This is a genomic window from Actinomycetota bacterium (assembly GCA_009923495.1).
Lineage (GTDB): Bacteria > Actinomycetota > Actinomycetes > S36-B12 > UBA5976 > UBA5976.
Genome location: RFTJ01000005.1, coordinates 1 through 22140 on the forward strand (window position 1 = coordinate 1; position 22140 = coordinate 22140).

Annotated in this window: 19 protein-coding genes and 1 pseudogene; 1 reads left to right on the forward strand and 19 read right to left on the reverse strand. The window is 49.2% G+C overall.

Annotation, left to right across the window (positions count from 1 at the left end; all coding sequences use genetic code 11):
- Positions 1-366: 366 nt before the first annotated feature.
- Positions 367-645 (reverse strand): annotated as a pseudogene (locus EBS36_03160) (DNA-binding protein).
- A 270-nt stretch (positions 646-915) separates the two neighbouring features.
- On the opposite strand from EBS36_03160, the gene EBS36_03165 reads away from it, so the two are divergent.
- Positions 916-4035 (forward strand): isoleucine--tRNA ligase, encoded by a 3120-nt coding sequence (locus tag EBS36_03165; GenBank protein NBU32154.1) that lies wholly within the window; start codon positions 916-918, stop codon positions 4033-4035.
- On the opposite strand, the gene EBS36_03170 is transcribed toward EBS36_03165, so the two are convergent.
- The 18 genes from EBS36_03170 to mraZ form a co-directional block, all read right to left on the reverse strand.
- On the reverse strand, positions 4032-4883 hold the full coding sequence (locus EBS36_03170; GenBank protein NBU32155.1) for a DivIVA domain-containing protein: 852 nt from the start codon (positions 4881-4883) through the stop codon (positions 4032-4034). The genes EBS36_03165 and EBS36_03170 overlap by 4 nt on opposite strands.
- A gap of 151 nt (positions 4884-5034) precedes the next feature.
- Entirely contained in the window at positions 5035-5319 is a 285-nt protein-coding gene (locus tag EBS36_03175; GenBank protein ID NBU32156.1) for a YggT family protein, read from the reverse strand.
- Between the two features lie 9 nt (positions 5320-5328).
- Positions 5329-5784, reverse strand: a complete 456-nt coding sequence (locus EBS36_03180; protein NBU32157.1) for a cell division protein SepF — start codon at positions 5782-5784, stop codon at positions 5329-5331.
- A gap of 51 nt (positions 5785-5835) precedes the next feature.
- Positions 5836-6525, reverse strand: a complete 690-nt coding sequence (locus EBS36_03185; protein NBU32158.1) for a YggS family pyridoxal phosphate-dependent enzyme — start codon at positions 6523-6525, stop codon at positions 5836-5838.
- Between the two features lie 2 nt (positions 6526-6527).
- Complete coding sequence (locus EBS36_03190) at positions 6528-7247, reverse strand: laccase domain-containing protein (protein ID NBU32159.1); 720 nt, start codon at positions 7245-7247, stop codon at positions 6528-6530.
- Complete coding sequence (gene ftsZ, locus EBS36_03195; GenBank protein NBU32160.1) at positions 7244-8449, reverse strand: cell division protein FtsZ; 1206 nt, start codon at positions 8447-8449, stop codon at positions 7244-7246. The genes EBS36_03190 and ftsZ overlap by 4 nt, the downstream gene beginning before the upstream one ends.
- 137 nt (positions 8450-8586) lie before the next feature.
- Positions 8587-9279, reverse strand: a complete 693-nt coding sequence (locus EBS36_03200) for an FtsQ-type POTRA domain-containing protein (GenBank protein ID NBU32161.1) — start codon at positions 9277-9279, stop codon at positions 8587-8589.
- On the reverse strand, positions 9276-10676 hold the full coding sequence (locus EBS36_03205; protein ID NBU32162.1) for a UDP-N-acetylmuramate--L-alanine ligase: 1401 nt from the start codon (positions 10674-10676) through the stop codon (positions 9276-9278). The genes EBS36_03200 and EBS36_03205 overlap by 4 nt, the downstream gene beginning before the upstream one ends.
- Positions 10673-11737 carry an undecaprenyldiphospho-muramoylpentapeptide beta-N-acetylglucosaminyltransferase gene (gene murG / locus EBS36_03210; protein ID NBU32163.1) on the reverse strand — a complete coding sequence of 355 codons (1065 nt, stop codon included), beginning with the start codon at positions 11735-11737 and terminating at the stop codon, positions 10673-10675. Before murG ends, EBS36_03205 begins: the two co-directional genes overlap by 4 nt.
- A complete protein-coding gene (ftsW, locus tag EBS36_03215) occupies positions 11734-12906 on the reverse strand; it encodes a putative lipid II flippase FtsW (protein ID NBU32164.1) in 1173 nt (390 codons plus the stop codon). The genes murG and ftsW overlap by 4 nt, the downstream gene beginning before the upstream one ends.
- On the reverse strand, positions 12903-14345 hold the full coding sequence (locus EBS36_03220) for a UDP-N-acetylmuramoyl-L-alanine--D-glutamate ligase (protein ID NBU32165.1): 1443 nt from the start codon (positions 14343-14345) through the stop codon (positions 12903-12905). The genes ftsW and EBS36_03220 overlap by 4 nt, the downstream gene beginning before the upstream one ends.
- 12 nt (positions 14346-14357) lie before the next feature.
- The gene (locus EBS36_03225) at positions 14358-15425 is read right to left on the reverse strand and encodes a phospho-N-acetylmuramoyl-pentapeptide-transferase (protein ID NBU32166.1); all 1068 of its coding nucleotides are present in this window, start codon (positions 15423-15425) and stop codon (positions 14358-14360) included.
- Positions 15422-16837 (reverse strand): UDP-N-acetylmuramoyl-tripeptide--D-alanyl-D-alanine ligase, encoded by a 1416-nt coding sequence (locus EBS36_03230; protein ID NBU32167.1) that lies wholly within the window; start codon positions 16835-16837, stop codon positions 15422-15424. Before EBS36_03230 ends, EBS36_03225 begins: the two co-directional genes overlap by 4 nt.
- Positions 16830-18365, reverse strand: a complete 1536-nt coding sequence (locus tag EBS36_03235; protein NBU32168.1) for a UDP-N-acetylmuramoyl-L-alanyl-D-glutamate--2,6-diaminopimelate ligase — start codon at positions 18363-18365, stop codon at positions 16830-16832. The genes EBS36_03230 and EBS36_03235 overlap by 8 nt, the downstream gene beginning before the upstream one ends.
- Positions 18310-20088, reverse strand: a complete 1779-nt coding sequence (locus EBS36_03240) for a penicillin-binding protein 2 (protein NBU32169.1) — start codon at positions 20086-20088, stop codon at positions 18310-18312. The genes EBS36_03235 and EBS36_03240 overlap by 56 nt, the downstream gene beginning before the upstream one ends.
- Position 20089: 1 nt before the next feature.
- The gene (locus EBS36_03245; GenBank protein ID NBU32170.1) at positions 20090-20551 is read right to left on the reverse strand and encodes a hypothetical protein; all 462 of its coding nucleotides are present in this window, start codon (positions 20549-20551) and stop codon (positions 20090-20092) included.
- Entirely contained in the window at positions 20548-21498 is a 951-nt protein-coding gene (rsmH, locus tag EBS36_03250) for a 16S rRNA (cytosine(1402)-N(4))-methyltransferase RsmH (GenBank protein NBU32171.1), read from the reverse strand. Before rsmH ends, EBS36_03245 begins: the two co-directional genes overlap by 4 nt.
- A gap of 121 nt (positions 21499-21619) precedes the next feature.
- Positions 21620-22045 carry a transcriptional regulator MraZ gene (gene mraZ, locus EBS36_03255; protein ID NBU32172.1) on the reverse strand — a complete coding sequence of 142 codons (426 nt, stop codon included), beginning with the start codon at positions 22043-22045 and terminating at the stop codon, positions 21620-21622.
- Positions 22046-22140: the final 95 nt, after the last annotated feature.

Consider the following 22140-nt stretch of genomic DNA (forward strand, 5'->3'; position numbering starts at 1 on the left):
CGACAATCACTGCTGTTTTCATTTTGATCTCCTGATGCTGAAGTTGTTCTTCTAGTCTGCCTTCTGGGTTAATAAACAACACAATCGAACTAACTAGGGGCTTATATTGGTCTCCAACGAAGCCTCTTGATCAGACAATTTAACGATATTGAAATGCAAATTGAATAAGACAACCAAGATACTTCTCGCAATCAGAATAATTGAGCGTCCCGAACCCGTTGAAGACACCCCTGCTTTGCGGTCGCTTATAGGCGCTGCAACTTCTTTAACCGATTTCGCCTTAGGTTCAGAAGCCGACTTAACTGCAGTAGCTTTTGTCGCTTTCGCTTCTTTCTTGATCGTCGGCGCTTTAGTTACGGGAGCTGCTCTCTTGGCAGGAGCTGCCTTCTTTACTGGGGTTGCTTTCTTGGCTGCCTTCTTTGTTGGTGCTGCTTTCTTGGCTGCCTTCTTTACTGGGGTTGCTTTCTTTGTTGGTGCAGCTTTCTTGGCTGCCTTCTTTACTGGGGTTGCTTTCTTGGCTGCTTTCTTTGTTGGTGCAGCTTTCTTTACTGGAGTCGCCTTCTTTGCTGGCGTAGCTTTCTTTACTGGAGCTGCCTTTTTGGCAACCTTCTTTGCCGGTGCCTTCTTTGCCGAGTTACTCGCCATAATCCTTATCCTTTAGTTACTTCCAATTGCCTGACTCTACCGACATTCTGCGAACTTTTTGGAGCACGTTACGCGAAAATTAGACAAAATTCCAATTTTCCCGCTGAAATTGGGGTGAAATTGCAACTTTGAGCGCTAACCCCAATGGCTATTGCCCGCTGTAATCCTTAGCGGATTGGCGAGGGCACGTTGGCTAATCGGGCAGATTGTTGAGTAATCTTACTTGAGTTAAGCATTAAAAATTACCCACAACTTGGAGCTGGCCACTAAATGACCTATCGCGAAGTCCCAGCCAAAATCGACCTTCCAGCGATGGAACGCGAAATTCTTGCGTTTTGGCAGCAGGAGCAAATTTTTGCAAAGTCACTTGCCAAAAGTGCAGGCGGACCGACTTGGGTTTTTTACGAAGGTCCCCCAACCGCAAATGGCAAGCCCGGAACTCATCATGTTGAAGCACGGGTTTTCAAAGATGTATTTCCCAGATTTCGGACAATGAAGGGTTATCACGTTCCACGAAAGGCAGGCTGGGATTGCCACGGGCTCCCTGTCGAACTAGCAGTTGAGAAGGAACTTGGCTTCTCCGGCAAGCAAGACATTGAAAAGTATGGGATAGCTGAATTTAATGCTCGCTGTCGCGAATCAGTGCTAACACACGTCGACGAATTCGAAGCCATGACTGAACGCATGGGCTATTGGGTAGACATGAACCAGGCGTACTGGACTATGGATGCCGATTATGTGGACAGTGTTTGGTGGAGTTTAAAGAGAATTTTTGAGAAGGGCTTACTTGTTCAAGATCACCGAGTTTCGCCCTATTGTCCACGATGTGGCACAGGACTGTCCGACCATGAACTTGCACAAGGATACGAAGATGTGACAGATGCCTCTGTCTACGTCAAATTTCCGATCACATCTGGTCCGTTGCTTGAGAGATTTCCCGGCATCTCGCTGCTTGTTTGGACAACGACACCATGGACATTAGTTTCGAATACTGCCGCAGCAGTAAATCCAAAGGTCAGCTACGAAATATCTCGCACCAGTAATGGTGAAGTTTTTATTGTTGCTCAGCAATTGCGCGAATCCGTGCTCGGTGAGGATTCCATCGTTTTGGACACTGTCCTCGGAGCAGATCTTGAGGGAACCACCTATGAGCGGCCGTTCGATTGGGTGGAATTTCCTGAGACAGATGCACCTATCCATAGTGTTTTAGTTGCGGATTATGTGACGACCGAGGATGGAACTGGAATTGTCCACCAATCCCCGGCATTCGGTGCTGAGGACATGCAGATTTGTCGACGCTATGGATTGCCCGTAGTTAATCCTGTAGAACCAAACGGTGAATTCAATCTACAGATACCGGAGGTTGGCGGAGTCTTTTTCAAAACAGCTGACTTAAAACTGGTAGAAATATTGCAGACTTCAGGCAAGTTGTACCGCCACCTACCTTACGAACATTCTTATCCGCATTGTTGGCGTTGTCACACCGCGTTGATTTATTACGCACAACCATCTTGGTACATCAAGACCACCGCGATCAAAGATCAGTTACTCGAAGCGAACGAAAAGACTAACTGGTTCCCTGAGACCATCAAGAATGGTCGTTTCGGTGACTGGTTAAACAACAATGTCGATTGGGCGTTATCCCGAAACCGCTATTGGGGAACGCCACTGCCAATCTGGCGCTGCGATGAATCACATCTAACCTGCGTTGGCGGCCGGACGGAATTAGCCAAGCTCGCAGGCGACCAAGCCTTAGCGGTAGACCCGCATCGCCCGTTTGTCGATGAGATTACCTTCCCTTGTCCCGAGTGCGGATTGCCCGCCAATCGGGTTCCTGAAGTGATTGATTGCTGGTTTGACTCTGGAGCCATGCCTTTTGCCCAATACGGTTACCCGAAAACGAATGCCGATATTTTTGAAGTCGCTTACCCCGCCGATTTCATTTGCGAAGCAATTGACCAGACTCGTGGTTGGTTTTACACATTGATGGCAATCGGTACCTTGGTTTTTGATCAGTCGGCATACCAGAATGTCTTGTGTCTCGGTCACATTCTTGATGAAGATGGCCGCAAAATGAGCAAGCATCTTGGCAATGTCCTTGAGCCAATTCCATTGATGGATGAGCATGGTGCGGACGCGTTGCGCTGGTTCATGGCCGTAAGTGGTTCACCCTGGCAAGCCCGTCGAGTTGGCCATACCACGATTGCTGAAGTTGTGAGAAAAACGTTACTGACCTACTGGAACACCGTAGCGTTTCAGAGTCTCTATGCACGAAGCAGTAACTGGGATGGCACGCAGTTAGATTTTTCAAACCAATCCGACCTTGATAAATGGGCTATCAGTGAGGCCTACCGACTAGCGCGCGATGTCGATAATTCGCTCGAACATTTTGATACGCAAAAAGCTGGTCGATTAATCGCCGAGTATGTAGATGACTTATCCAATTGGTACGTCCGCAGATCTCGACGGAGATTCTGGGATGGCGACTTTGCAGCGCTTAGTACTCTTCATCGCTGTCTAAAGATTGTGACACAAGTGATGGCGCCGTTCACTCCATTTATCACTGAGCGAGTTTGGCAAGATCTCTTTGTGACCAATGACGAAACATCAGTCCATTTGACTCTTTGGCCCGATTGGCAGGGTGCTCAGATTGATGATGACCTACGAGATCAGGTTGCGCTTACTCGCCGCATTGTTGAATTAGGGCGGGCGGCTCGAGCGACTTCAGGCGTTAAAACTCGTCAGCCTTTGCAACGAGCATTAGTTGCAGCCACCGGCTGGTCTGACATTCCGGAGAGCCTACAAGAGCAAATTCGTGATGAAGTAAATGTCCTCGCACTCGAAGAACTCGGTGAATCTAGCGAGTTAGTCGAAGTGACCGTAAAGGCAAACTTTAAATCGCTAGGCGCGCGATTCGGAAAGCAAACTCCTGAGGTCGCCAAAGCAATTTCTGAACAGCCTCCTGCCGAATTTGTCGCAGCGCTTCGATCAGACAGTGCAGTCATCTTAATCGGTGGGCAAGAACAGCAAATTTCCCTCGACGATGTCGTAATTACGGAAGCTCCTCGTGAAGGCTGGACAGTTGCTTCAGCCGATGGTGAATCTTTGGCTCTTGACCTAGCGTTAACCGACGACCTAATTGCGCAAGGAATTGCGCGGGACATTACGCGAATGATTCAAGATGCCCGGAAGTCGGCTGGCTTTGACATTTCAGATCGCATTCAAGTTACCTGGAACGCTAATTCGCGCAATTCACTTCAAGCCCTCACTAGTTATGGCGACAAGATTGCTGCGGAAGTGTTGGCTACCACATGGAAACAGGGTGACACCAGTGGTGCCACCCTGCAAGATGATGAATTAGGGGTTTCGTTTACCCTGACGAAAGCTTAACCTTCGTGGGACTGATCAGGACCTGATTCGAGTTCAATGTCGAGACGCTTAGCCTCAAGCTCGCGCAACTGGCCTTCCAGGTAACTGCGCAGACGACCACGATATTCGCGCTCATAAGCCCGTAGCTCTTCAATCTTGCGATCGAAGCTGAGTTGCTTTTCCTCAAATTCGCGAGTGATGTTGGCGATGTTGCTCGTGGTCTCCGCCAGAAGACGCTCGGCTTCTGATGATGCGGCACCAAGAACTTGATCGCTTTCCACCCGAGCGCTCGCAATAGTCTCGTCAGCGGTGCGCTGGGCAATCTCAAGAAGGCGAACGGCGGCTGTACTTGCATCGTTACCGGAAATGTTCGCAACTGCGGTGCCCTGAGAAAGTTCCTCGTTGTGGGCAGTTAACTTCTCGACCTGAGAAAGTAACTCGGACTTCTCATTCTCTAAGGACTGCTTCTCTGCTTCGAGAGCAGCGAGTGCCTGCTGCACATTTGCTAGCTCTTGTGCGGTAGCAGCTAGCTGATTGTTCAGTTCTTCTGAGACAGCAGCATCACCTTCGCTGCTTGCAACTGCAAGTTGTGCATTTTGAGCGCGTAAAGTTTCTACTTCTGCTTGTGCGCTGGCAAGACTAGCGCTGAGCGTTTCATTCTCTGAAGTTAACTCATCAATCTTGGCTGTGATTGATGCCGGAATTTCGCCACGAGTTGCTGACTGTAAGTCAGCTACTTCTCGAACTAACGCTGAAACCGTAATTTCGATTTCATCTAAGAAATCATCAACCTCGTCTAAGTCGTAGCCCTTTTTGAATGTTGAGACATTGAAGGTTTTGTTGTGAATTTCTTCGGGAGTCAGCGCCATAGTCGGACCCTTTCATTTCGTACTGCGGTCAGAGCAGACACTCTACCAAACTGCTGGACACTAGCGTAGAGATATCTGCTCAGAATGTGAAACTGCACTCAAGTTAGACAGCTGGCCAGCGCTAGGTGAACCCGTTTTGCCTTGGGCAAAATTAGCGACTACCCAAAATCCATTGCAGGAAGTTGATTCCGAGTAGCAAAATTATGAAGGTGATGTCGAGACTTACCGACCCAATCCGCACCGTTGGAACAATCTTGCGAACCAGACGCACTGGTGGATCTGTCAGCGAATAAACCGCGGTAGCGAGTACCAAAAGTGGCCCACGCGGGCGCCAAGAAGGAGAAAAAGCTGGAATCCACTCAAAGATCAGCCGAGCCACCAGGATGTACCAGTAGATGCCCAGGGCAAACGAAACTGGGCCGGCAACTGCGGACATTGTCTGTCCTTAGCGCTGATTAAAGAACGGCTCGTCGCGTAGTTGAGCCCGTGCCGCCATTGAAACATCGATGTTTGCAGGTGATAGCAAGAACACTTCCTTGGCAACTTTTTCAATCGTTCCCTGTAGGCCATGAACTAGGCCTGCAGAGAAGTCGACTAATCGAATTGCGTCTGCGTGCTCGAGTTCACTCAGGTTAAGAATCACTGGAGATCCTGAACGGAATTCTTCGCCAATGCGACGAGCATCGTTGAAGGTAGTTGGCTGAATGCTGACGATCCGGTAAGGGTCAATTGGGGGTAGCGAAGCGGTTATCACTGGAGCATTCTGTTCGGTTACTGCCTGCAGGTTAGGTCGATCCGCCTGTGTTTGGTGATCTACCTGCTGATAAGTCTCTTCAGCTACATAGCCATCGCCATCAACTAGGCCTAAATACTCTGCAACTTTGCGCAATGCACTTGCCATAATTGCCAACTCCTATCGGGGAAAGTTCTCCCTACGAAGTTACCTGCAAAATCAACGATGACCGAGTATTGCCGAGCCTAACCGTAGGTGTGTCGCGCCATATTTCAGGGCGATTTCATAGTCTGCACTCATTCCCGCGGAGATGAATTTGGCAGTCGGTATTTGCGTAACAAGGTCTTCTGAGATGTCGGCCAACTTAGCAAAAGCCGGTTCGGGGTCCTCATTCAATGGCGCTACCGCCATAACGCCAAGCAGATTTAAGTTTGGCACCTCAAGAACCTGCTCAGCCAACGCCATAACTTCCTGTTGACGCAATCCCCCGCGAATATCATTTGTTTGCGGGTCCAGATTCACTTGGATGAACACCCCGAGCTCAGTGTTCTGGTTACCAAACACTTTGGCAAAAGCCGAAACGAGTTCGGGACGGTCGACGCTGTGGACCACATTGGCCCATTGCGCAATACTTTTGACCTTATTCGTCTGAATCTGGCCAATTGCATGCCAAGTCAAGTCCCTCGCCGATACCTCAAGTTTCTTGGTAGCGGCTTCTTGATCGCGATTTTCCCCAATGTTTTGAACGCCGACCTCTGCGAGCAGGTCAACATCGCTAGCCGGCCAAGTTTTTGTGACTGCAATTATCTGCACCTCGGAGAAGTCCCGGCCAAGTTGTTGGCACGTGGCCAGTACCTGCCCAGTTACCTCAGACCAGTTTGTGGCCAATTCTGTTAAACGGTCAGTCACAACTAATTGTCGCCTCCGTGGCGGACAGCAGCAAGTGCATGCCGTCCAGTAACTCGATTTCTACGGAATGAATAGAGTTCGTTGGATTCAAATGTGCAGGCCGCAATCTCGTCTATTGAAAAGCCAAATGATTGGAGTTCCGCTCGTACTCCAGCTGCAATTGCCAGATGTCTTTGATCTCGAACTGCCGCCGGACAAACTCTTTCCACTGCGTCAACGCGTTGCGCAGGTACCTCATAGCAAGAAGCACAGATCGCCGGACCAATAACTGCCACTGAAGTATCAGCTCGGCCGCCTTGTCGTTCAAATTCGAGAATTAATGACATTGGCAACTTGTTAACAAGCCCTTGCCAGCCACAATGACCAACAGCAATGACTCCAGAATGTTCGTCCAAGAGCGCCAAGGGGACGCAGTCGGCTGCTAGTGCCACTAAGCCAACATCGGCGCAGTTGGTTACCAAGCCATCGCCCGGTAGCACTTTAGATTCATCGGTAACAACCTGGACTTGGTTCCCGTGTGTGGCGGACAAGATCTTTAACTGTTTTGCTTCCAACAATGACCTCAACTGTTGCTGGTTCGCTGCTACCGAACGACTGTCGTCGCCAACGTAATCCGCAAGATTGAACTGGCCATATGGAGCAATGCTTTGGCCACCAAAGGTGTTGGTGACTAGTACTGAAATTGAACCGTAGGTTCGACTTGCGAAAAGGTGTGGAATCACCGCAAGAAATCAGGAACTGACAAACCGTCGTCTTCAGCCTCAGCAACAACTTCTTGCTCAGCTGATTCTGGATCGCCGAAGAGTGCATCAAAAGTATCCCTTTGCACATCCACTTCAGTTGGCTGCAATTCAGAGGCAACTGGAATAACTGGCGTTTCACCTTCTTTTGCTACCGCGTGGGCAGCTGCTGCGGCAAGCGGAGTCTCGGCCAAAACTTTTCGAGAGTAAGGTGATGAGCCCTTGTAAGAAGGTGGCTCGCCGCCATCAAAGCCGGCGGCAATCACAGTTACCTTCACCATGTCACCTAGGGTGTCATCGATGGCAGTGCCGAAGATGATCTGGGCATCTGGATGAACGGCATTTTGGATCATGCGAGCAGCTTCATTGATTTCGAAAAGACCAAGGTCGCTTGCGCCAGATACCGCAATTAGTACACCGCGCGCGCCCTCAATACTTGCCTCCAAAAGTGGGCTAGCAATGGCCAGGCGAGCAGCTTCGATAGCTCGTTCCGGTCCACGCGCTTCTCCAACGCCCATCAATGCAGAGCCTGCGTCCTTCATGATGCTGCGCACATCCGCATAATCCAAGTTGATTAAGCCTGGGGTGGTAATTACATCCGTAATTCCGCTGACACCTTGAAATAGCACCGAGTCAGCATGACGCCAGGCATCAACTGCGCTGATGGTGCTATCTGAAACTTCAAGTAGTCGATCATTTGGAATGACGATGAGCGTATCGACTTCACTTCGCAAAGCCTCAATGCCGACGCTAGCCCGCTCGGCACGAGTTTTGCCTTCAAATCCAAATGGACGTGTTACCACGCCAATAGTGAGTGCTCCAGAACTGCGCGCAATTTCTGCGACAATTGGTGCGCCACCGGTTCCCGTTCCGCCACCTTCCCCAGCAGCGACGAAAACCATGTCTGCACCTTTGAGCACATCTTCAATGTCCTGTCGGTGATCTTCAGCGGCTTGTCGACCGACTTCAGGATCTGCGCCAGCACCAAGTCCACGAGTGAGATCACGACCAATATCGAGTTTCACATCAGCATCACTCATTAGCAGATGTTGCGCGTCGGTATTGATTGCGACAAATTCAACACCTTTGAGTCCGTACTCAATCATGCGATTAACAGCATTGACGCCGCCGCCGCCGATGCCAACTACTTTGATAACGGCCAAATAATTCTGTGGTGCCGGCATTTTGCCTCCTTGGTGTTGCGGACAAACTATGAACCTCTACAAGAGCGTTATAGTTATGTCAACCTGTAACAAGTAGAAGTTAGCGGGCGAGGCTTTAAAACTGGGTATTTATCTAGTCGGCGTGTCGGAATGAATGGTTATTTGCGCAACGTTGGATTAGTTGGGGTGCTCACATTTATGTGGGTGAATTTATTTAACAATAAAGATCGGGCAACCCGAACTTTCAATCGGGCCTGCTCCCCTGATCCAAAAATAATCGTCTCGCCAGATGTCAGCGTAGCCACAACGCTATTTGGATATTCAGCGGTGATTTTGCTGACCTTCCAAGTTTGTGGAATGGCTAGGGCAATCTGCACTGCCGACTTCATCGCAGCCGAGTTTGGCTTTGCGAAAATAATCCGCATTCGTTTCGGTTTTTTAGCAGTTGTGCCAGCCAACATTCCTTCATCGTCAATCAAGTTGAACCCTGATTTGGCTACTGAAACGGCAACTGGTGAACGCTCAGTCACTTTCAGTAAAACGGAGTGTGGCCAACCCCGCTCCACCTGAACGCTCTTTATCTGCGTGATTTTCTCAAGTCGACGGGAGATCTTGCCAGGATTAGCCGATATCAATGGCTGGCCTATTTGTACATCGGCGAGTTGAATTACCCGAGCTTGATTTAGGCGTTTTACACCCTGAACTTTGATGTCTTCAATCAGGAACCAGCGAGACTGGTATAGGGCCCACCAGATAACGATTAACAGAATGCCAACTAGCCACAACAACCAAGGTAGCCTTGACCGGCGTTTTCGAACCACTTGTCCCTGTCGTATTGTTGTCCCGCTCATTGTTCTCGCCTACTCAATAAGTCCAAGATCTGTGGACACATCATGCCAATGTCGCCAGCTCCTAAGGTAATGATGAGGTCTCCGTTTCGGGCATTGTTCACTAAGTGGCTCGGAACGGCAGACCAAGAAGGTTCAAACACCACTGCATCGTCCTCTAGCGGCACATTGCTTGCCATCACGCTGCCTGATGCGCCTGGAATCGGAGTTTCGCCTGGGGCAAATACTTCTAGGACTACAACAAAATCGGCAAGGCCCAGAGCTTGACCAAATTCTTTTGAGAAAAGTGCGGTGCGGTAGAAATGGTGCGCTTGAAAAGCGACCAGCACTCGCGCGCCATTTGCAACTACCCGAGCAGCTTTCAGAACTGCGTTGATTTCAGTGGGATGATGCGCGTAATCATCAAAAACACGTACGCCAGCAACTTCGCCACGAAACTCAAACCGTCTGTGTGTTCCAGTAAATTCTGATAGTCCAGTTTTTGCTAGTTCAGCCGAACAACCCAACTCTAGAGCTGTCAAGAAAGCAGCCGAGGCATTTAACGCATTGTGCTCTCCGGGTACTGCAAGTTGGATTGGACCATACACCTGTCCTTGATAAGTAATAGTGAAAACTGCACCTGCAGTTTCGCTTGGCAAAATCGCAACCTTTGCGTCATTTTCGGCATTCACGCCATAGGTGATAACTCGAGCCCCTCTTGAACTTGCAAGTTCACCCACTTTGCGCGCGCCTAGGTCATCACCACAGACAACTGCAAATCCTTCGTACTTTGCGGTACTGACAACGAAGTCTACGAATGCTTGTTCAAGAGCTTCAAAAGTCTTCCAGTAATTCAGGTGGTCGGGTTCAACATTGGTGACGATGGCTGCAGTTGTCGGCAGAGTAAGAAAAGTACCGTCGCTCTCATCTGCCTCGACCACAAACAAATCGCCAGTGCCTTGATGTGCGTTGCTACCAGATTCATTCATTTCAGAGCCGATGACAAATGATGGATCTTTGCCGGCATTCTGCAGAATTACCGTCAGCATTGAAGTGGTTGTCGTTTTGCCATGAGTTCCAGCAACACTGATGCCGATTGAACCACTGACCAGTTCAGCTAGGGCGGTTGCTCGATTCACTACTGGAATACCTAAATCATGGGCAGCTTTAACTTCTAGGTTGTTCTGTCCGATTGCGGTAGAAATTACCAATACATCTGGTTTGCCACTTTGTAGCATTGCTTCGACGCTATGACCAACATAAACCTGCGCGCCTAGTGGAATTAATGAAGTCAACCGGCGAGATTCCTTTGCATCGCTTCCACTAACGCTCACTCCGCGCGCAAGGAGTACTCGGGCAATCCCACTCATACCAGCTCCGCCAACGCCAACTATGTGAACTCGACCTGCTAAAACGCTCATCGGGAACCTGCAATTACCTGATCAACTAAATCAGCAATTTGCGCACTGGCATCTGGATTCCCAAGTTCAGCCGTTTTTTTTGCCATTAGCGCTAATTGATCCGGGTGTTGCAGTATCGGAAGAATTTCTCGTGCTACATATTCAGCAGTGAAGTCGGCATCTGAAATACAGAGCGCTCCACCGGCAGCTACTACCGGCTGAGCATTCAACCGCTGTTCACCGTTGCCAATCGGTAAAGGCACATAACAAGCAGGTAGGCCTACTGTTGAAAGTTCAGCGACTGTCATTGCCCCAGAGCGGGCGATAACAAAATCGGCGGCAGCGTAAGCCAGGTCCATCCGGTCGATGTACGCGAGTGCGTGGTAGGTCTGGGAATCTGCCTCAGGTAGCGGATTTTTTACGCCTACTGCGTGGATCACTTGCACATTGGTCAAAAGTCCCTGGTCTTGGCAAGTCTGCAACACAGTATTTAACTTAACCGCACCTTGCGAGCCGCCAAAAACTAGAAGTACTGGCGTTTGCGCAGTGAGATTGAAATGTGCACGCGCCTGCTCACGCAAATGTGTCCGATCAAAATTAGCTAAATTTGCCCTTAGTGGGATACCAATTCGCCGAGCACCTGGCAGTGAGCCAGCAACTGTCTCCACTACTGCCGTCGCAAACTTTGCGCCGACTCGATTAGCTAGTCCAGCCCGAGCATTTGCCTCATGAACAATGATTGGAACTCTGCCCCGAGCTGCTAAGTAAGCAGGAAGAGCCACATATCCACCAAATCCGATCAGGGCATCTGCCCCGGCCAAAACTTGCCGACATTGTTTAATAGCTGTTCTCAGTTTCCTTGGTAATGCAAATAGCGATGCATCGGGTTTTCGCGGAAGGGGCACAGCTTCAATTAGTTCTAGTTGGTAACCCCGACTTGGCACCAAAGATGTTTCCAAACCGCGAACTGTTCCAAGTGCAACAATCTGGGCCTGCGGATGTCTTTGTCGGATAGCATCGGCCACGTTTAATGCTGGTTCTATGTGTCCAGCAGTTCCGCCACCAGCCACAACTACTTTCATACGGGCTGTTCCGAGGCTCTGGCTTGCGTTCTGGCAAAAGACAATAAAATGCCGAGTGCAGCCAAGGTTGGAATCAATGAAGAGCCTCCGTAACTAACTAATGGCAGCGGAACTCCAGTGATAGGCATAATTCCTAACACTGCACCAATGTTGACAAAGGCTTGAGTGGCAATCCAAGTCACGATGCCAAGCGTAACTAATCGAGTAAAAAGGTCATCGCTCAACCGAGCAATCCGCAAGGCAGCCAAAATAATTGCAGCGAAGAGACCCAGAATGGTCACTGTCCCAAACAATCCGGCCTCTTCACCAATCACTGCATAGATGAAATCGGTATGCGCCTCTGGAAGTGTCCCCCACTTTTCCTTCGAACCACCTAGTCCAGCGCCAAGTAAACCGCCAGAGCCCAAAGCTCGTTGGCCATGAATCAACTGATATCCCGTACCCTGCTGATCGGCATAAGGATTGAGCCATGAAGTGAAGCGAGCAACTCGGTACGGGGCCACAACTGTAGCTAGCAAAATCAATCCCAGACAGGCAGCGCCAATGTAGGCAAACCAGCGTTTGGGCGCTCCAACAAAGTAGAGAGCCGATGCCATAATCGGCATCAAGATCATTGCTGTGCCTACATCCTTTTCCATTCCGACTAAAAAAATCACCGTTAAACAGGCTATGCCGTAAGGGCTGAGCAATCTCTTCTTGATGTGAAGTTCGTTTTCTCGTTTGGCAAAGATCGTCGCACCGTACAGAACAATGCCAAGCTTTGCAAATTCAGAAGGTTGAAATCTGATAAACGATCCGAATTCAATCCAGTTTTTTTGACCATTAACCGAGGTTCCGATGAGTAAGACTGCAACAAGAAGTACAACTACGCCTGCTAAGTAAAGGGCCGATATGCGTTTAAGAAATTTAGTGTCACATCGAATTAAAATCACCATGAAAAAGAAACCAATAATGGCAAAAACGAATTGTCTTTCAAAAAGCGCCCATTGATTCCCGTTGTAAGTGTTGTAGGCAAAGATGCTCGAGGCAGATGCCACCATCACCAGTCCAGAAATCAAAAGCACTACGGTGCACCCATAAATGAGTTTGTACAGAGCATGTGGATGTTCTAATCTCTGCCATACCGTTTGGGACTCATTCTGTTTAAGAACATCTTGGGTGGTGGTCATAGCATTCCTAACTCTCGAACGGCTTGAGCGAAAGCATCGCCTCGATGTGCGTAATCACGGAACATGTCCCAAGACGCACATCCCGGTGCGAGTAAAACGGTGTCGCCCGCACTTGCCAATTCAGCTGCCTGCTGCACCACAATCTTCATTGCTGAAACTTCGGTACTGTGCACACGACGAACTGGGACTGTCGGAGCATGTAGGGCAAGTGCGGTAGCAATTAATTCCTGATCTTCGCCGAGAAGCACTACCCCACGAAGCCGGCTTGCAGATTTTTCGACCAGTTCTGCGAAATCCTGACCCTTGGCTAGCCCACCGGCAATCCAAATGACAGACTCGAATGCCCGAATGGAAGTAAATGCGGCATGAGTGTTTGTTGCTTTTGAATCGTCCACATAATCAACATCGTGCACTCTTGCTATTTGTGTGATTCGGTGTGGCTCTGGTTGCCATTTCATTAAACCGGCCTTGATAATGGCTGGCTCAATGTCAATTGATCTAGCCAGCGCTATGGCAGCTAATGCATTTTGCACATTATGTGGCGCAATGCTGGGCAATTCACCGAGATCCATAATCGGAATTGCGGTACTTTCCCGCTCGGCCAGAAATGCGCGGTCAGCAAGAATTTCATCTACTAAACCGACCATTGATTTATGCGGAATACTCAAGGTGAAAGCGATCGCCCGGCAACCTTCGATGACGTCTGCTTGCTCAACCATGCGTTCAGTTTCAATGTCCTGCTCATTGTAAATTGCAGCCACTTGGGTCTTGTTGTAAACCCGAGACTTGGCGTCGCGGTAGGCCGCAAAACTGCCAAAGAAATCGATGTGATCTTCTGCCAGATTGAGACAAACTGATGCTACGGGAGACATTGATTCGACGAAAGGTAGTTGCGGCGCGCCAACTTCAACAGCGATGGCCGCAAACGGAGTCGGGTTCATGACGACCTCGCACATCGGGACTCCGATATTTCCGGCTGCCACTACAAATTCAGCACCAAATTTCTCGGCCAGAATTGATTCCAACATTCGCGTTGTCGTTGTCTTCCCATTAGTTCCAGTGATTGCCAACCAGGGAGCAGGGTTTTCCAAATCGCGTAAGCGCCAGGCGAGTTCAAGTTCACCCCAAATGGGCAGGTTTTTAGCTTTAGCCGCTTGGATAATGTCTGAATTTGGCGAGACACCAGGTGAGACAATTAAGACGTCCAGCCTGTCAGGCAATGTTTTGTCGTCCTCGAATTGAAAGGTGGCACCGAGGATTTCTAGAAGTTGCGCCTTATCCGCAAACTTTTCTCGGCCCGATCCTTCAATGACTACAACATTGGCATCTAATTGCAGAAGTGCATCAGCGGCAGCAAATCCTGCTAAGCCAAAGCCAACTACGCCAGCACGAATTAACCGCCAATCAGAAGATCTGTTCAGTTGCGCTACATCATTCATTAGGTACGCGCCTCACTGTCTGACCCACTCGGCATAAAAGATGGCCATAGCCGCCGCTACGCAAACGCCTTGAATGATCCAAAATCGAACCACAATCAAAATCTCTGGCCAACCAAGCATTTCAAAGTGATGATGAAGTGGCGCCATTCGCAAGACACGCTTGCCCGTGAGTTTGTATGAACCCACTTGGGCAATAACCGACAATGTGATGATGACAAACAGTCCACCGAAAAGAGGTAACAGTAATTCCGTGCGCGTTAGGGTTGCCAGCGCAGCAATCGCTCCACCAAGAGCCAATGAACCCGTATCGCCCATGAAGATTTTCGCTGGACTGGTATTCCACCACAGGAAACCGAAACAGGCACCCGCACAGATCGCAGCGAAAATTGCTAAGTCCAGTGGATCTCGAACTGTGTAGCAGCGAGCCACATCACCGAACTGACAGTTTTGTCCATACTGCCAAACGGACAAAACTGTGTATGCGATAAACGCCATAATGGCTGCGCCACAGGCAAGGCCATCTAGCCCATCAGTTAAGTTAACTCCATTAGTGATACTTGCAATCAACAGCCAGATCCAAAGCAAAATAACCGCTGTTGGCAAAAGCCAAGGCAGATCGCGCACAATTGAAATCGCATGAGAAAGTGGATGACGACCTTGCTCGTCTGGAAACTGCAAGCCAAGCCAAGCGAAACTCAGAGCAACAATAGCTTGGCCGATTAATTTTGTTCTCGCCCTGATACCAGTGCTTCGTTGTTTGAAGATTTTCAAATAATCGTCAGCAACACCGACTAGCCCAAGTCCTACCATTAAATAAATCGCTAAATATCCAGATGCGGTGGGAGCAGTCCAAGTAACTAAGTGAGTACAGGCGTAGGCAAGAACTACCGAGACCAGGATGGGCAAACCGCCCATTGACGGGGTTCCTTTTTTTTCGGCATGATCGGGAAAAGGTAGACCTTCGGCCGATTCGCGGATAGCTTGGGAAAGTCCCCTTCTGTTAAGTAGCTTAATAAAAACGGGAGTGAAAATTAGCGAGAAAACTGCAGAAAACACTCCGGCGAGCACAACCAACTTCATTGGGAACTCACCTCATCTGTTAAAGATTCACTGACTAATTGGGCCAGTTCTTCAAAGCGACCAATACGAGATGCCTTGAAGAGCAATACGTCCGGGCTAGCAACCCTTTCTAAAATGTAATCGCAGGCAGAACTAAATTCGGGAAACCACACCGCTTCTGCGTTGAATGAACCTTCTTGAAGTGCCCCCAAGTACATCGCCTTAGCCGACAGTCCCACCACCACGAGATGCGCAATATCAAGACGAACTGCAAGTCGACCTATCGCATCGTGCTGCTCCAGGGAGAACTCACCAAGTTCGGCCATTTCGCCCAGTACTGCCCACGAATGACCAGTTGGTGCGATAACCGACAGTGCACGCAGTGCAGCCGCCATAGATTCTGGATTCGCGTTGTAGGCATCATTAATGATGGTGACACCAGATGGAAGTACCTTCTTTTCCATCCGCCACGGACTCTTTGACTTAACCGTAGAAAGTGCCTGGCAAATCTGAGCAATTTCCATACCGCAAATCGATCCAACGCCAATCGCTGCTAAAGCGTTGAGCACATTATGTTCACCGAGCAAGGGAAGTCGCACATTATTTTCTTCGTTTTCAAATTGAACATCGAAGGCATATGTACCGTCTGGCATGGTCTGTAAGTTCGTGGCACGAATATCCGCACCAGTACCGAAACCATATGTAATTACCTGGGCACTGGTCACTTCGCGCATTGCGATTACATTTGGGTCATCATGGTTTAGCACTGCCCAGTCAAAATGTCCGAGCCCTTGGACGATTTCTGATTTCGCCTTTGCAATGTTCTCAATAGACCCAACTTCACCGATGTGTGCCTGGCCAACATTTGTTACCACAGCGATGTTGGGTCGGGCAATTTCGCATAGATAACTGATGTGGCCAAGTCCGCGCATGCCCATTTCTAATACCAAATTTTTCGTCGTTGTAGGTGCCGAAAGAATGGTCAGAGGTAAACCCAATTCGTTATTCGGCGAACCTGGCGGGGCAATTGTTTCTCCCGAAGTAGCCAAGACTTGTCCAATTATGTCCTTCGTTGAGGTCTTACCCGACGATCCCGTAATGCCAATTACATTGGCCTTTGAAAGTTCTGCCCGGTAGTGTGCTGAGATTTTTCCTAGGGCATAAACGACCGGATCTATTTCCGAATTTAGAGCTGGTACTACCACTCCAGGACCGGTAATTTCCCGCGAGACCAGCGCGGCAAGTGCGCCATTTTTGGCAGCCTGCGCCACAAAGTCATGTCCGTCAACTCGCTCGCCGACAATTGCAGCAAATAGTCCATCTGAACTCTTCGTCCGAGAATCGGTCGAAACAGACTTTATAACTAAATCTGCATCGCCAACTACTCGCCCACCAGTAATTTGCGCAATTTGACCAAGAGTGAAGTTAAGCATCCGAAAGACTTTCTAAAATCACGGCAACATCATCGAATTCAGCAATCACACCATTTGCCTCTTGACCTAGCTCATGCCCTTTACCCAAAACTGCGATCACATCTCCAGTCTGCGCTATAGAAAGTGCGTGATTAATAGCAGCCCGTCGATCACCAATTTCAATTACCTGGGTTGGCAGACCAACGGTGCCTTTAAATATTGCGGACCGGATTTCTGCTGGATCTTCGAATCGTGGATTATCATCGGTGATTATCAAGACATCCGATAATTCAGCCGATACTTGACCCATTATTGCCCGTTTACTGGAATCGCGGTTACCGCCACAACCCAGAACTGTTATTAAGCGAGTTGGGTTTGCATTTCTAATTTCACTTAGCACTTTTTCGACCGCATCCGGTGTGTGTGCGTAGTCCACCAGGGCTAATGCACCATTTCGTTGCCCGACTATCTGCATCCGACCCGGGACTTGAGCCAAATTTGCGAACGCGACTTTCACCTCATCAGGATCAATACCTAAGTTGGCGCACGCCGCTAAACAGAGCGATGCATTTACGGTGTTAAATAATCCATACATTGGAAGTTCAATTGAATAAACCCCACTGGGTCCGTGTAGCGTGAAAGTGGTGCTGCCAGCAAGTTCCGTTTTTGCTGAAGTAATCTGCCAATCACCATCTTGGCCAACCGAGATGATGGATTCTGCGTCAGTAACATTGAGTAACTGCCGGCCCCAATTATCATCTCTGTAAATAACTGCGATCTTGCTTTTTCCGCCAGTAAATAGTTTGGCCTTTGCCCAGAAGTAATGCTCCATTGTTCCATGGAAATCCAAATGATCCTGCGTTAAATTTGTGAAGATTGCCAAATCGAAAGTGATACCAGCAACTCGCTCTAACTCCAATGCGTGGCTTGAAACTTCCATGCAAACAGTGTCCACATTTTTTGCCACCATCTCAGCAAGGATTGAAAAAAGATCTGTGGATTCGGGAGTAGTTCTGGCGCTTGGAATTTTATATTCGCCAATGAAAGCGCCAAGCGTGCCGATGGTACCAACGCTACTCCCATGTTCGCTAAGTAAAGATTGCATCATCTGAGTGACAGTTGTCTTTCCATTAGTTCCCGTGACGCCAATTATCCGCAATTTAGACTGCGGATTCCCGTATAGCTCAGCGGCAATGGTAGCCATGTCGGCTCGAGGTGATGAAAGTTTTAGCCAAGGGAAATTCTCTTTTGCAAGAATCTCGCAACCATGTGCATCGCTAGCCACTGCAACCGCTCCTCGGCTAACCGCCTCAGCAAGAAATTCGATTCCATGATGAGTTAGTCCCGGGATGGCGACATAAAGGAAACCAGGTTGAACCGCTCTAGAATCATGAGTCAACCCAACTATTTGTGCATCTAATGCATGTTCAAATTCAAGTTCTCTGGCTAACTGCGCAAGAGTCGTTGGCTGCACCAAATTCGCGGACACTGTGTCACCACTTAACAGCAATGGTTGGCCGCTTTTGACTTGATGGCGGAACTTTGCGATGAGCTAATGAATACATCATCACCTCACGGAAAACTGGACCTGACAACAAACTACCGAAATGCAATCCGCCGGGAGTGTGAATCATGACTGCCACCACTAGCGCTGGATTTTCCGCCGGGGCCATACCGACAAACGAGGCTGTATAACCGCTGTAACCGGGTCCATCAACGCGAGACCGGTTTGCAGTTCCAGTCTTACCAGCAACCCGATATCCAGGAATTTGGGCCGCCGGCGCCGTGCCTTCTGCAGAGACAACACTTTCCATCATCTCCCGAACCGTCTTGGCGGTCTTAGCGCTAATTACTCGCGTAGCAGTGGGTGGATCAGCTGGCGTAAACACTCCTTCATTGCTAGTTGTTCCAGCGATTATTTGAGGTTGCATCCGAATTCCATTGTTGGCGATGGTCGAGTAAATAGCGGCTACCTGTAATGCCGTGACCGATAGGCCTTGGCCAAAAGCAAGTGTTGGAAACGTGGTATCTGACCACTGATTTGGGTTTTTTGGGTCAGGTAAGAGTCCGGCCTGTTCGCCGTAAATTTTCGACCCAGTTGTCTGGCCGATTCCGAATTTGCGAAGGTAACTGACTAGCTTGTCTTGACCAATTTTATCAGCAGCCATAATCGAGCCGATGTTGCTTGACTGAGCTAAAACCCCGTTGAGTGTTAACCGTAGCGTTCCGTGTGGATCATGGTCGGTGAAATTTGTCCCGCCTTTTCGAATCCTTGGCGGAATAATCATCTTGCTAGTTGGTTTGAGTGCACGCTCTTCCAGCACTGCTGCCATAGTCATAACCTTGCTAGTCGAACCAGGCTCAAAGGTGTCTTGAACGGCGCTATTCCTAGTTTGAGAAGTCCGATACTGACTTGGATGATTCGGATTGAATGTGGGATAAGTAGCCATAGCTAAAATTTGGAAAGTCTTTGGGTCCATAACAATGACATCGCCACCGATTGCTTTCTCGGCTCGAACCTGTCGGGCAAGAGCGCCTTCGGCAACCGCCTGAATTGAATGATCAATTGTTAATTGAAGTGAGCCGCCATCAACAGCCTCGATACCTGAGTTTGGACCAGTAGGAATCTGTGCACCATTGACCATTTCAACAGTTTGCTTGCCATCGGTTCCCGCCAAAATTGAGTCATAGGTTTGCTCTAGCCCGACCAATCCATGTCCATCAAATCCGGTAAATCCGAGTAAATTGGCGGCCAGGCTCCCCTCTGGATAAATCCGCAAGGAACTCGGTTCACTTAAGATTCCTCGCAGATTTAACTTGTCAATTTTGTCCCACAACTCTGGCGTGACATTCCTGGCTACATAATTGAACCGCAATTTCCCGGTTAACTTTTTTTGGATTACTCGAACCGGCATTTTCAGATAAGGCGCTAATGCTTCAGCAGTCTTTCTAGCATCCAAAATCAAGGTTTGGTCTACCGTGACATTGCGTGCCTTTATCGTCATAGCGATTGGGCTGCCGTTTAGGTCGGTGATGGAGCCGCGAATAGCCGGCACTACGTAAGTTTGGAGGCGTGAATTTTCGGACTGCTTCGCTAATTCCGAAGAGCGAATAACCTGCAGATCAATAAGTCGGAGTAGGCAAAGCAGAATAAAAAAAATTATTAAAGCAGTAAATACTCTGATTCGCTTGCCTGGATTACCAAGGTGCACCACAGCGGGAGCAGTTGCTACCGGGCCATAAGGCGCTGGCGGAACTCCCTGGTTAGCCATTTCACTTCCCCGCTTCCGCAGGCTGCGGAACTCCTAGAATCTTGTGATCTGAAAGACGCAAGAATGCTGGTGTTGCTGCTGGAACCATGCCCATTTTCTGAGCAACTATTAACAATTGGCCGGGTGACTCTTTGAGGGCAACTTGCCGTTGCAACTGCTGTTCCTGCGCTGTTAGCTGCGCAACCTGTCGTTGGAGTTGGCGTTTCTCAAATGAGGCCTTCGCGGTGAAGGTATTTACAAGTAACAATCCAAGAAGTCCAAGACTCACCAGGCCAAGGACAATAAAACTAAATACCTTAGTGTTAGCGCGACCTTCAGGTACTGCATCATGTATTACTTCAAGCGTAGGGCTGATTACCTGCTTGAACTGTTTAACTGTTCGTTTGTGCTGAGATTTCTTTGCTACTGGCTGCGGTTTCACTGGCCGAGTGATTTGTGGTGCTCTTGCCGGCATCGCGCTCATGCGGCCACTCCTATTCGCATAGCCGCACGGAGTCGAACTGACGCCGCACGGGAGTTCCGAGATACTTCCTCGTCTGATGCAGTTTCGGCTCCGCGGGTAAGCAACTCAAGCCAGGGCTGATCTTCTGAAGTAGAAAAAGGTAAGTCAATCGGCGTCTTTGATGTTGCACCTTCTCGAAGTGCCAACTTAACGATGCGATCTTCTAGTGACTGATAGGACATAACCACGATGCGACCCTTGAGCGCTAAACAATTAAGCGCTGCTGGAATTGCGCGTTCCAGAACCGCTAGTTCATCATTCACTTCGATTCGCAGCGCCTGAAAAGTTCGTTTAGCAGGATTGCCTCCTGTGCGGCGAGTGGCCGCTGGAATTGCATCGCGCACAACTGCAACCAGTCGAACGCTGTCAGCAAAAGGCTGGACTTCACGTTCCCGAATTATGGCACTAGCGATTCGTCCAGCAAATCGCTCTTCACCGTAAGTTCGTAATATCCGAGCTAGGTCGGCGTGCGAGTAATTGTTCACCACATCTGCCGCTGTTTGGCCAGTTGAACTATCCATTCGCATATCAAGTGGTGCATTTTTCGAATAGGCAAAGCCACGCTCCGCGTTATCTAGTTGCATTGAGGACACGCCAAGATCAAAGAGGATTCCATGGACTGCCTCAATTTCTAATTCAGCAAGGACTTTTTCAATCTGGTCGTATACGGCGTGCACCAAAGTAACGCGACCTTCAAATTCGCTCAACCTCTCGCGACTGATTGCCAAAGCAGACTCGTCGCGATCAAGGCCAATAATTTTCACGTCTTTGAAGGTTTTTAGAACTGCCAGGCTATGCCCGCCCAGACCAACCGTTGCATCTACGAAAACTGCGTCTTGGCTTTGCAATGCAGGGGCAAGCAACTCAAGGCAGCGTTCCTGTTTTACTGGCACATGTTCGAATTTCAACACTTGCCACCACTTAACTGGAAAGCCACCTCTAGTCCTCGGCCATTGCTGAGCCTGGCACCGGGGAAGGTGTGACAGGAGTCAAACAATGGCCGAAGGCCACAGATGGTTTCCGAAAAAATCATGGTCGGACAATCTCCTCATCAAGAGATGCAAAGCCCGGTTCTTGGACAGCTAGGTACTGACTCCACGCGACTGAATCCCAAATTTCAATACGGGTATCCGCACCGATTACTACTAGTTCGCGATCTAATCCCGCCCATTGGCGCAGTTGTGCGGGAATAGTAACTCGGCCCTGCTTGTCAGCAACATCATCAAAGGCCGATGAAAAGAAGACGCGAGTAAATGCGCGAACCTTTTCGTTATTTTGTGAGCGGGCACGTAATGATTCGGCATATTCAGCAAATTGCTCTTGGGCCCAAATAACCAAGCATCGTTCTTGGCCTTTGGTCATCACCAGGCCAGCTGTTAGTGATTCGCGGAATTTGGCCGGAAGAATCAGGCGGCCCTTTTCATCTAATTTCGGGGTATGTGTGCCTAAAAACAAGGTGACACCTACTTCCCCGACAATGGCGACCCTTCCCCAGGTCACCGTGTTGTCCCAGAATACTCCACTTCACTCCACTGTCAAGCACTTTTTTG

Excerpts from the sequence above, each read along its gene's own strand:
- EBS36_03225 (NBU32166.1), bottom strand. The coding sequence starts at position 15,425 with ATGAAGTTGGTTGTGCTCGCCGGAGTGTTTTCTGCAGTTTTCTCGCTA.
- EBS36_03230 (NBU32167.1), bottom strand. The coding sequence starts at position 16,837 with ATGCTTAACTTCACTCTTGGTCAAATTGCGCAAATTACTGGTGGGCGA.
- EBS36_03180 (NBU32157.1), bottom strand. The coding sequence starts at position 5,784 with ATGGCAAGTGCATTGCGCAAAGTTGCAGAGTATTTAGGCCTAGTTGAT.
- EBS36_03200 (NBU32161.1), bottom strand. The coding sequence starts at position 9,279 with ATGAGCGGGACAACAATACGACAGGGACAAGTGGTTCGAAAACGCCGG.
- EBS36_03205 (NBU32162.1), bottom strand. The coding sequence starts at position 10,676 with ATGAGCGTTTTAGCAGGTCGAGTTCACATAGTTGGCGTTGGCGGAGCT.
- EBS36_03175 (NBU32156.1), bottom strand. The coding sequence starts at position 5,319 with ATGTCCGCAGTTGCCGGCCCAGTTTCGTTTGCCCTGGGCATCTACTGG.
- EBS36_03245 (NBU32170.1), bottom strand. The coding sequence starts at position 20,551 with ATGAGCGCGATGCCGGCAAGAGCACCACAAATCACTCGGCCAGTGAAA.
- murG (NBU32163.1), bottom strand. The coding sequence starts at position 11,737 with ATGAAAGTAGTTGTGGCTGGTGGCGGAACTGCTGGACACATAGAACCA.
- EBS36_03240 (NBU32169.1), bottom strand. The coding sequence starts at position 20,088 with ATGGCTAACCAGGGAGTTCCGCCAGCGCCTTATGGCCCGGTAGCAACT.
- EBS36_03220 (NBU32165.1), bottom strand. The coding sequence starts at position 14,345 with ATGAATGATGTAGCGCAACTGAACAGATCTTCTGATTGGCGGTTAATT.
- ftsZ (NBU32160.1), bottom strand. The coding sequence starts at position 8,449 with ATGCCGGCACCACAGAATTATTTGGCCGTTATCAAAGTAGTTGGCATC.
- EBS36_03170 (NBU32155.1), bottom strand. The coding sequence starts at position 4,883 with ATGGCGCTGACTCCCGAAGAAATTCACAACAAAACCTTCAATGTCTCA.
- ftsW (NBU32164.1), bottom strand. The coding sequence starts at position 12,906 with ATGACCACCACCCAAGATGTTCTTAAACAGAATGAGTCCCAAACGGTA.
- EBS36_03165 (NBU32154.1), top strand. The coding sequence starts at position 916 with ATGACCTATCGCGAAGTCCCAGCCAAAATCGACCTTCCAGCGATGGAA.